This window comes from Brevibacillus sp. LEMMJ03 (assembly GCF_007197875.1).
Taxonomy (GTDB): Bacteria; Bacillota; Bacilli; order Brevibacillales; family Brevibacillaceae; genus Brevibacillus; species Brevibacillus thermoruber.
In genome coordinates this window covers 1-500 of the sequence record NZ_VKJN01000064.1, presented here as the reverse complement: position 1 = coordinate 500, position 500 = coordinate 1, and the positions used below count along the sequence as shown (strand labels likewise).

Annotated in this window: 1 protein-coding gene; it reads right to left on the bottom strand. The window is 39.6% G+C overall.

What is annotated here, in order from left to right:
- Positions 1 to 105 precede the first annotated feature (105 nt).
- A complete protein-coding gene (locus FOI68_RS22820; RefSeq protein WP_024985222.1) occupies positions 106 to 429 on the bottom strand; it encodes a helix-turn-helix domain-containing protein in 324 nt (107 codons plus the stop codon).
- Positions 430 to 500 lie beyond the last annotated feature (71 nt).

Below are 500 nucleotides of genomic sequence, written 5' to 3'. Positions count from 1 at the left end.
TCTGTAAGTGCAGCCACTTATAATAACCACTTTTTGATACTTGAGCAATTTTGCATAGTAACAGAACTGGATAACGATCCGCCATCTCAGCAATAATCCGAAAAATTACTGTTTTTCCCTGATCCTTCTTCTTTCCCCCTTTCTGGCTTCTAAGAGCTTTTTTAAGAATTCTACCTCCGCTTCAAGACGCCTAATTCTTTCATCTGAAGCCATGGGGTTTTTACGAGGCCTTCCCTTGCTCATCCCTCTGGCTTTGCCTCTTTGGTCTACCAATCCTTGTACGCCGTGATCTCTGTATTTTCTAACCCATCTACGGAACATCCGTAAATCCAAACCATAGGTTTCTTGAATTTGTTTATACGTAGCTCCTTGTTCAAACCATTCCACTACTTGTGTCTTAAATTCAAGCGAGTATGTCATTTTCCCCATAAAGAATATCCCCTCCAAATAAACAGTAATGGTCTTTCTTTTTACTGTCTACTTAAAGGGGATAATATCAA